The organism is Leptodesmis sp. (genome assembly GCF_052746595.1).
Map to the genome: position 1 here is coordinate 21,875 of NZ_JBRAGO010000056.1, position 8,863 is coordinate 30,737.

The 8,863-nt window shown below is 48.8% G+C and carries 11 protein-coding genes; 6 read left to right on the forward strand and 5 right to left on the reverse strand.

Going from position 1 to position 8,863, the window contains the following annotated elements; genetic code table 11:
* Positions 1 to 90: 90 nt before the first annotated feature.
* Positions 91 to 1,386 (reverse strand): glucose-1-phosphate adenylyltransferase, encoded by a 1,296-nt coding sequence (locus tag ACUVQO_RS13445; protein ID WP_445926379.1) that lies wholly within the window; start codon positions 1,384 to 1,386, stop codon positions 91 to 93.
* 244 nt (positions 1,387 to 1,630) lie between these two features.
* On the opposite strand from ACUVQO_RS13445, the gene ACUVQO_RS13450 reads away from it, so the two are divergent.
* On the forward strand, positions 1,631 to 2,278 hold the full coding sequence (locus ACUVQO_RS13450; protein ID WP_445926380.1) for a class I SAM-dependent methyltransferase: 648 nt from the start codon (positions 1,631 to 1,633) through the stop codon (positions 2,276 to 2,278).
* Positions 2,279 to 2,344: 66 nt separating this feature from the next.
* Here ACUVQO_RS13450 and dcd read toward each other — a convergent pair whose 3' ends face one another.
* The 4 genes from dcd to ACUVQO_RS13470 form a co-directional block, all read right to left on the reverse strand.
* Complete coding sequence (dcd, locus tag ACUVQO_RS13455) at positions 2,345 to 2,941, reverse strand: dCTP deaminase (protein ID WP_445926381.1); 597 nt, start codon at positions 2,939 to 2,941, stop codon at positions 2,345 to 2,347.
* A 221-nt stretch (positions 2,942 to 3,162) separates the two neighbouring features.
* Complete coding sequence (gene leuB / locus ACUVQO_RS13460; protein WP_445926382.1) at positions 3,163 to 4,245, reverse strand: 3-isopropylmalate dehydrogenase; 1,083 nt, start codon at positions 4,243 to 4,245, stop codon at positions 3,163 to 3,165.
* Positions 4,246 to 4,421: 176 nt separating this feature from the next.
* Entirely contained in the window at positions 4,422 to 4,793 is a 372-nt protein-coding gene (locus ACUVQO_RS13465; protein WP_445926383.1) for a hypothetical protein, read from the reverse strand.
* Positions 4,790 to 5,068 (reverse strand): hypothetical protein, encoded by a 279-nt coding sequence (locus ACUVQO_RS13470; RefSeq protein WP_445926384.1) that lies wholly within the window; start codon positions 5,066 to 5,068, stop codon positions 4,790 to 4,792. The genes ACUVQO_RS13465 and ACUVQO_RS13470 overlap by 4 nt, the downstream gene beginning before the upstream one ends.
* A gap of 433 nt (positions 5,069 to 5,501) precedes the next feature.
* On the opposite strand from ACUVQO_RS13470, the gene accD reads away from it, so the two are divergent.
* The 5 genes from accD to petJ all read left to right on the forward strand — a co-directional run bounded on the left by accD (position 5,502) and on the right by petJ (position 8,776).
* Complete coding sequence (gene accD / locus ACUVQO_RS13475) at positions 5,502 to 6,425, forward strand: acetyl-CoA carboxylase, carboxyltransferase subunit beta (RefSeq protein WP_445926385.1); 924 nt, start codon at positions 5,502 to 5,504, stop codon at positions 6,423 to 6,425.
* A gap of 417 nt (positions 6,426 to 6,842) precedes the next feature.
* The gene (gene psbV / locus ACUVQO_RS13480; RefSeq protein ID WP_233743320.1) at positions 6,843 to 7,334 is read left to right on the forward strand and encodes a photosystem II cytochrome c-550; all 492 of its coding nucleotides are present in this window, start codon (positions 6,843 to 6,845) and stop codon (positions 7,332 to 7,334) included.
* A 55-nt stretch (positions 7,335 to 7,389) separates the two neighbouring features.
* The gene (gene psbV2, locus ACUVQO_RS13485; RefSeq protein WP_445926386.1) at positions 7,390 to 7,893 is read left to right on the forward strand and encodes a photosystem II cytochrome PsbV2; all 504 of its coding nucleotides are present in this window, start codon (positions 7,390 to 7,392) and stop codon (positions 7,891 to 7,893) included.
* A gap of 92 nt (positions 7,894 to 7,985) precedes the next feature.
* Positions 7,986 to 8,396, forward strand: a complete 411-nt coding sequence (petE, locus tag ACUVQO_RS13490; protein ID WP_445926387.1) for a plastocyanin — start codon at positions 7,986 to 7,988, stop codon at positions 8,394 to 8,396.
* A gap of 50 nt (positions 8,397 to 8,446) precedes the next feature.
* Positions 8,447 to 8,776 (forward strand): cytochrome c6 PetJ, encoded by a 330-nt coding sequence (gene petJ / locus ACUVQO_RS13495; RefSeq protein WP_445926388.1) that lies wholly within the window; start codon positions 8,447 to 8,449, stop codon positions 8,774 to 8,776.
* Positions 8,777 to 8,863: the final 87 nt, after the last annotated feature.

Below are 8,863 nucleotides of genomic sequence, written 5' to 3' on the forward strand. Positions count from 1 at the left end.
AAAACGCTTTAAGTTTTGAGTTTTGAGTTTTAAGTTCTCCCCTATTCCCTGCCCCCTATCCACTATTCCCTATTCCCTATTCCCCACGCCCTAAATAATCGTTCCATCTGGGATCGTTGCGCCTTTGAGAACAACGACAATACCGCTGCGGATGAAAAATCCCAGGTTTTCTCGTTCAGCCTCTTGCACCCGATCTTTGTTGATGATCTGGACATTGCAGCCAATATGAGCATTTTTGTCGATGATGGCACGGCGGATGGTCGTTTCCCTGCCAATTCCTAAAGGCACTTTATCTGTACTGCAGTCTGAACCAGAGGAACGTTCGGCCAGCGACTGGTAATAGTCTGCACCCATAATCATGGTGTCTTCAATCAGACATCCAGACTCAATCCGGGTTCGTACCCCTAAAACTGAGTGGGTGATAGAGCAGTCTTTTAAAATGCAGCCTTCCGCAATAATAGATTCTTTAATGTGGCAGTCCAGCAGTTTGGTGGGGGGCAGGTAGCGGGGACGAGTATAGATGGGTGCTTTTTCGTCATAAAAACTGAAGGGCGGATAGGGCTGTTGGGTGAGCGCCATATTCGCTTCGTAAAACGCCTCGATGGTTCCTATATCTTCCCAGTAGCCACTAAACAGATAAGCCTGAACGTTGTAGTGATCGGCAGAAGTAGGGATAATTTCTTTACCAAAATCCGTTCGTTCCAGGTTCTCTTTCAGTAATTTAATCAGAACATCCTTCTTAAAGACATAAATGCCCATGGAAGCAATGTAGGGATTTTGTCTGGCTTCTTCAGGCGATAGGCCCAGAACCGTAGTGTCTACCTGCATCGCTTTGAGTGCATCCCCCTTGGGCTTTTCGCTGAAGCTAACGACCCGGCCCGCATCATCAATTTTCATCAAACCAAAGTCAGAAGCACGGCGATCGTCCATCGGCACCGTAGAAATCGTGATATCTGCGTTTGTTTCCTGATGACGACGAATGAAGTCCCCGTAATCCATCCGATACAGGTGATCACCTGACAGAATCAGGAGATCGTCAACATCCCATTCTTGAAATAAGGTGAGATACTGGCGCACTGCATCAGCAGTACCCTGGAACCAGTTGGCATTCTCAGGCGTTTGTTGAGCCGCTAATACTTCTACAAACCCTTCATTAAACCCAGAGAAGACATAAGTCCGAGATAGATGGCGGTTTAAAGAAGCTGAGTTGAACTGGGTAAGAACGTAGATTTTATAGATTTCTGAATTGATACAGTTGCTGACTGGAATGTCAATCAACCGATATTTACCGGCTAACGGAACCGCAGGTTTAGCCCGCAGCTTAGTAAGGGGATATAGGCGAGTTCCAGCACCGCCTCCTAAGATAATCGCTAATACTCGCTTCACAAGACACCTCGATCACTACCTGACTCCCACCCTTAGTGTGAGACGGGATGGCTCACTTTGCAAGGGCTTAACAACACAAGAATACAAATTAGGAGTGAATTTTAGGAGCGAATTTTCGTCCTTCACTATCTGCAGGAATGATGCCAGCGAAATACCGGAATAGCTGATTCCCCAGCAGTAGAATTGTTAACATAACTTAATAACCGTCTTACACCCTGACCTTGTGGCTTCTCTGTAAAACACCATGATTATCCTTGACCCCCATCAACGCACAAAACTGGACGATACCAGCGATACATTGTTTTATGAATCTCCCCGTTTCGTCACCCATGTTGATGACGGCTTTATTCAGCAACTGACTGACTTATACCGGGAGCGGTTGAAACCTGATACTCGAATCTTTGACATGATGAGCAGTTGGGTATCCCATCTGCCCAACGAGATGGAGTTTGCTCATGTAGAAGGGCACGGGTTGAATAAAGCAGAACTAGCCCGTAATTCTCGGCTGGATCATTACTTCATCCAGGATTTGAATGATAAGCCAAAGTTTCCCCTAGCGGATCAGTCTTTTGATGCAGTTCTGAACACGGTTTCAGTACAATATTTGCAGTATCCTGAAGCAATCTTTTCAGAAATCCACCGCATCCTGAAACCCGGTGGGATTGCGATCGTCAGCTTCTCCAATCGGATGTTTTACCAGAAGGCGATCGCAGCCTGGAGAGATGGCTCAGAAGCTAGCCGGGTGCAATTAGTGAAATGCTATTTCGAGTCTGTACCTGGATTTAGCCCACCGGAAGTAATTGCCCGCCAATCTCAAGTTTCTGCCATGCTGCAATGGATGGGGATGGAAGGCGATCCGTTTTATGCGGTGATTGGAACGAGGAAGGATTAGGGGCCAAGGAGTGGGGATGGTAGCTCTTCTGCGCTCTCCCATCTACCCGCCATCCTCTCATCCTCTCTACACTCTTGCCAACGTCACCTGTTCTGGTTGGTCTTGATACTTACCGCGCCGTGCTTCGTAACTAACCGCACAGGGAGCACCTTCTAAAAAGATCAATTGGACAACGCCTTCGTTGGCATAGATGCGGCAATCGGCACTGGAGGAGTTGGAGAATTCCAGGGTTAAGTAACCGCGCCAGCCTGCCTCCGCCGGAGTGAGATTGGCAATTAAGCCTGTACGGGCATAAGTGCTTTTACCGATACAAATAACGGTGACGTTTTCTGGAACTTCTAACCGCTCTAAAGCCACTCCCAGACCGTAGGAGTGAGCAGGCAGGATGAAGTATTGGCCGTTGCGATCGCTATGCAATTCAGCAGGTTCCAGGTTGGCAGGACTAAAGTTTTTAGGATCCACAACTGTACCCGGAATATGACGGAAAATGCGGAACTCTGCTGGAGACAGCCGTAAGTCGTAACCATAGCTGCTCAGACCATAGGAAATCACAGGGAGTCCATCAACGTGTCGCACTAACTGAGGTTCAAAGGGAGAAATCATCCCCTTGGCGGCCATTTCTTGGATCCAGGTATCGTTTTTAATCATGTTTCCGTTCACCATTCCAAGTACTCGGTTCGTAGATTATAGTAGCCTGCCCCTTAATTGCTGCTGCGGGTTTCTCAAATCAGGCCAACCCTTCCTCTCAAGCTTGTTGAACAAATTTAAGCCTTGTCAAAGTCCAGAACCGTAGTTTCTCTTATAGGAAAACGGCCGTTCTCTAGCTGGACCTAGTTTAGCTGCTGGAATACAAAATAGTGTCTCTTGGATGTGCTGCTCGTCCCCTAGTCCAGTGCTTGCACGAGAGCCTCTCCCATCGCCTGACACCCCAATAACGTCATACCTTCGGACATAATATCGCCCGTTCGTTTGCCCTCATCTAATACCTTCATGACAGCCTGTTCGATGCGATCGGCGGCTTCCGGCTGGTTCAGTCCATAGCGCAGCATCATGGCGGCACTGAGGACTTGAGCTAAAGGATTGGCTTTGTCCTGTTCGGCAATATCAGGGGCAGAGCCATGTACGGGTTCAAACAAACCAGGGCCAGAGGCCCCCATACTGGCTGAGGGCAACATCCCGATACTGCCCGTCAGCATCGCGGCTTCATCGGACAAAATATCTCCAAACAAGTTACCCGTGACGATCGTGTCGAATTGTCTGGGATTGCGTACCAGTTGCATGGCAGCGTTATCCACATACATGTGAGACAGTTCCACATCGGGATACTCACTGGCTAAGGCGGTGATGCGATCGCGCCACAGTTGAGAAACTTCCAGCACATTGGCTTTGTCCACTGAACACAGTTGCTTGCGGCGCTTACGGGCCGTTTCAAAGGCCACTCGCCCAATCCGATCAATTTCTGACTCGGTATAGGCCATCGTGTTGACTCCCCGCTTTTCCCCAGTTTCGGTAGCAAACACCCCTTTGGGCTGACCAAAGTAAATGCCTCCAGTCAACTCGCGCACCACCATAATGTCTACGCCTTCTACGACTTCCCGTTTCAGGCTGGAGGCATCAATCAACTGAGGCAGAATTTTGGCCGGTCGTAAGTTGGCAAACAATTCCAATCCTGCTCGTAATGCCAATAACCCGGTTTCTGGGCGGAGATGGCGCGGCAGGGTATCCCACTTGTAGCCCCCGATCGCTGCCAACAACACCGCGTCACTGGACTTGCATAGATCTAAGGTTTTAGCTGGCAGGGGTTCTCCAGTGGCATCGATCGCAGCACCTCCGATCAATGCCTCCTGAAACTCAAAGGTTAAATTCAGGTGCTGGCCAACCACCTGCATCACCTTTACTGCCACAGCCATAATTTCAGGGCCGATGCCGTCGCCAGGAAGCAGGGTAATGCGGTAGTGCTGAGTCATGGAACTGGAAATGAATTAAGGATGAAAAACTTTCACAAGCTATTCATCATAAGCCAAGACGAGTCGCTAAAAAAGCCATCCCTGCGCCACAAAATTCAGCCTACCGCAAGGATGACTCGTTTTTTCTACTGTTGCCTCTCGCAGGTTGTGAACTGACACGCTGGGCAATCCTGGCTCTAAGCCGCAGACAGCATGGCTAACTGAGGAGAGACGGATGGAAAACTCAGGCGTTGATTCCATCCTCGCAACTGACTATACAAAGTACTGATGCTAGAAGAGAAGCCAACTGGATGGTGGCTCACCGCATTTTGCGATCGCACCTGAGCCAACAGCATTGGCAGATCAGCCTGTACCTGCTGCCAATAGACTTCTGGAAACTGAACATAATCAAACTGACAGTGCCGAAAAGTCAATTCAATCCGACGGTAGCGATAAACTGACCAATCCCTAAGAATTCGCCAGGACGGATGCAGTGAGTTCGCATTCAGCAACTGGTAGGCTTGATGACGCAACTGAGGCAGGTAATCCTTCAACCAAAATGTCATCATTTTGTGGTAGCCAGGATTTTGGTAAGCCGTTTGCTGAAGTATTTCTGCTCGACCAACTCCAAACCGATTAAAGTACACTCGGCAGGCAAAGCACCAGTACTTAGTAAATAATTCCATTCCCCCAAAAACTTCTGAAATTGGGGTTCTTCAGGGTAAAGCAATTCCTGTTCTGCCAGGCGATCAATCAGCCGAATCCAAATAATACGCTCAATCCATTCACTGCGAGTTGTCCCATCTAATTCCACTAGCCACCCTGCATTATCCTCATCTTTCAAGGCATCATCTGATACAGCTCGATAACAAGAAGAGCCAACCAGAGTCGCAATCGGTTTTGTACTAGAGTGATCTACGATGAGTGGCTTTCCAGGTAAAAATTAGACTCAATTAGTTCAGAGAAGATATTGATCAATGATTTCATAGCTGCTAACTGTACCTCGGCTCATCCTAGAGTTCCCATCCGGCAGAGGTCGTGACTAGAGTGCTGGAGACTTCACCGAGTCTTTTCAGACAGTTAAGGAATTTACCTGAACTTGTAAAACAATCACAGAGTCTCCTAAGAGTGAAAGGCTGAATTGGTATAATCATTCCGCGATAAAACATTGCAATAGTTCGTTTGGATAATCTTTGGCTGGCACTCAAAGTTGTTGGTGCCCTGCAAAGTCAACTAAAAGCAATCCATCAGGTTAGTTAGTGAGGGTCTGCGCGTCCATGTCTTTATTTGATTGGTTTGCAAATCGGCGGAAATCCGGCCCAATTAGTCGTGAGCATCAGGAACGTGAGATTGCGGATGGGCTATGGGTAAAGTGTGAAGCGTGTGGAGTCCTCACTTATGCCAAAGATTTACAGGCCAATCAAATGGTCTGTCCGGAGTGTAATCATCATACGCGGGTTCATAGTGACGAACGAATCCGTCAGTTAATTGACCCCAATACCTGGATGGCCATTGATATCGACTTACAGGCCACCGACCCACTCAAGTTTCGGGATCGTAAACCCTACAGCGATCGCCTGCGGGAGATGCAAGAAAAAACCAGTTTGTTGGATGCCGTCCAAACCGGGGTGGGCCGCTTAGATGGGTTGCCGATCGCTCTGGGAGTGATGGACTTTCGGTTTATGGGCGGCAGTATGGGATCGGTCGTGGGGGAAAAACTCACCCGCTTGATTGAACGCGCAACCCGTGAGCGACTCCCTGTCGTGATTGTCTGTGCCTCTGGAGGAGCCAGAATGCAGGAAGGTATGCTGAGCCTGATGCAGATGGCCAAAATTTCGGGTGCCCTCCAGCGCTTACGAGATGCCCGGTTGCTCTATATTCCGGTGTTGACCCACCCGACTACCGGCGGAGTCACAGCCAGTTTTGCTATGCTGGGGGATATTATTCTGGCGGAACCAAAAGCCACGATCGGCTTTGCCGGACGACGAGTGGTGGAACAAACCCTGCGAGAAAAGTTGCCGGAGAATTTTCAGACTGCTGAGTATCTGCTGCAACACGGCTTTGTGGATGTGATTGTCCCCCGTACCCAGCTTAAGCCCACCCTGGCCCGCTTAATTCGTTTACATCAACCCGTGGCCGCCACTCACTTACCACCGCAGTTAGCGGAGATTCGTCCGCTCAGTGTCACTACTCCTGACTAGCGATCGTCGGCCGTATTGTACAGAGCTTCATGTTACTTATCCTTGCTGTTAGACGATCGTGTGGGCAATCAGAGGGAATCTATAGTAAGGCTTGGGAAAGGTTGCACTCAGTGGCATGATATTTGTATCAGAATGGCTCAATTTAGTCGGATAGCAAATCATACCGTGGGTTTTGCAGATTCTGTATCACAAAAGGGGCAGAGAAAAACAACCTTTTTTAACGGTCAACCTCAGCTAATCGTCAGGAATTTCCTATAAACACTCCCACACGGTTTTGGCGCTAGTTTACAAGCCTACTGTTGGAGTTTGTTCAAAGGTTTCCTGCAAAGCTCTATTTTCCAACTGCCAAATCCAGCCATATTGAGTCTGCTGATATCCTGTTGACACTTATATACTGAAGCCACATTAAGGAGAACCATGCTCAAAAGGTACATCTGGCTTGTGATAGCCACTGTATTCTTCGCTTTTCAGTCCTTCGTTGGTCACGCAATGGCGGCTGAACTGAGTGCGGAAACCCGTACAGTTCCTCTCAACGATCGGGGAGATTCCATTACATTGAGCCTGAAACAGGTAAAAGAAGGGAAGCGCCTGTTCCAATATGCCTGCGCTCAATGCCATGTAGGTGGAATCACCAAAACTGACCCCAATGTTGGGTTAGACCCAGAAGCGCTGTCCCTGGCTACTCCACCTCGGAATAACCTGGATGCCCTGGTGGATTACATGAAGAATCCAACCAGCTATGACGGGGTTGAATCGATCGCAGAAGTCCACCCCAGTTTGAAGAGCAAGGATACTTTCCCCGAAATGCGGAACCTGACAGAAGATGACCTGGTGGCGATTGCGGGTCACATCTTGCTGCAACCCAAAGTCGTGGGTGAAAAGTGGGGCGGTGGTAAGATTTACTACTAACCCAGATTCACCTGACTTAGATTCATCCCAATTGTTGTCGTGCTAGGGGTCACTAATGCTACACCAAAAATTCTGGCTTCCCTTGCTAGCCTGGATAGCGGCAATTTTCTTGCCAATGGTACTGGTTAGCTTACCTGCTCAAGCAGTAGTAGACCCCTACGTCACGCGCTACTTAAAAGTTACCGAACCGATTCCTCTGGTAGTTGATGAGCAGGGAAGTACTCGCTTATTTTCTGCAGCAGAAATTTCTTCCGGGAAATCACTTTTTGAAAAAAACTGTTTGAACTGTCATGTTGGGGGTAATACACTCCCCGATCCAACGGTTCCTCTCTCCCTTACGGCACTGGCCGGAGCCACTCCGCGCCGGGATACAATTCAGGGCCTGGTGGCTTACCTGCGTCATCCCATGACCTATGATGGCAGTGAAGAATCCTTCTGGTGCCGCAAAGTCCCAGAGTCATGGTTAGCGACTCCAGACGTGGAAGCGATCGCGGCGTTTATCCTGCGAGCCGCCGAGAAAGCTCCAGGTTGGGGCACCGAAACGTTTGAGGGTGGATAAATTCCGACGGGTTGAACTTTCGGCCTCACAATTGCTTTAGAATTTAAGACGTGTACGTCTGCTGTAGATTGTCAAGCAAGGTTATGAAATCAATGACTTCAATTGCAAAACGTGTTTGTTTAGCCTTTGCTGCCGTGCTGCTCGTTATGGGTAGCTTCTTTTTCTCCGCTGATCCCGCAGCCGCGGCCTCTTACACTGTGAAAATGGGAGCCGATAATGGTATGTTGGTCTTTGAACCTGCCAAACTGACCGTCAAGCCTGATGATACAGTGAACTTTGTGGTTAACAAAGTACCTCCTCACAACGTTGTGTTTGATGAAGCAACCATTCCCGGTGGAGACAAAGCGCTTGCCAAATCTATGTCCCATAAAAAGCTGGAAATGGCTCCTGGAGACACGATCGAAGTAACCATTCCTAAAGATGCTCCTGCTGGTGACTACACCTACTACTGCGAACCTCACCGGGGCGCTGGTATGGTTGGTAAGTTGACTGTTGCAGGCTAGTCCTCGAGGCTTAGACCACTCAAACGTCCTCCGTCAGAGGAGCATCCCCTTTGAAAAAGCTGCTCATTATCTGTGTTGCGATCGCGTTTCTGCTCTTGCCAATGACCTCGCCGACTCAAGCTGCGAATGTCGCAAATGGTGCGAAAATCTTTAATGCCAATTGTTCAGCTTGTCATCTTGGGGGAAATAACGTCATCATTCCTAGTAAGACTTTGAAGAAGGAAGCCCTGGAGAAGTACGGCATGAATTCTCTGGAGGCAATTATGACTCAGGTCACCAAGGGAAAGAATGCCATGCCCTCTTTCAGAAGCCGTCTGAATCCTGCTCAAGTTGAAGACGTGGCCACTTACGTATTACAGCAATCTGAGCAGGGCTGGTAAGGTCATTTCCCTAGGGGCTTTCCAGGCTTTATCTTGCCAATAATCGTAGTTGGGGATGCGGTGGCGAGGCTTTTGCAAATACTGACA

Coding starts and splice junctions, on each gene's coding strand:
- psbV (WP_233743320.1), top strand. CDS start 6,843: ATGCTCAAAAGGTACATCTGGCTTGTGATAGCCACTGTATTCTTCGCT.
- petE (WP_445926387.1), top strand. CDS start 7,986: ATGACTTCAATTGCAAAACGTGTTTGTTTAGCCTTTGCTGCCGTGCTG.
- leuB (WP_445926382.1), bottom strand. CDS start 4,245: ATGACTCAGCACTACCGCATTACCCTGCTTCCTGGCGACGGCATCGGC.
- accD (WP_445926385.1), top strand. CDS start 5,502: ATGTCTTTATTTGATTGGTTTGCAAATCGGCGGAAATCCGGCCCAATT.
- ACUVQO_RS13450 (WP_445926380.1), top strand. CDS start 1,631: ATGATTATCCTTGACCCCCATCAACGCACAAAACTGGACGATACCAGC.
- ACUVQO_RS13465 (WP_445926383.1), bottom strand. CDS start 4,793: ATGATGACATTTTGGTTGAAGGATTACCTGCCTCAGTTGCGTCATCAA.
- psbV2 (WP_445926386.1), top strand. CDS start 7,390: ATGCTACACCAAAAATTCTGGCTTCCCTTGCTAGCCTGGATAGCGGCA.
- dcd (WP_445926381.1), bottom strand. CDS start 2,941: ATGGTGAACGGAAACATGATTAAAAACGATACCTGGATCCAAGAAATG.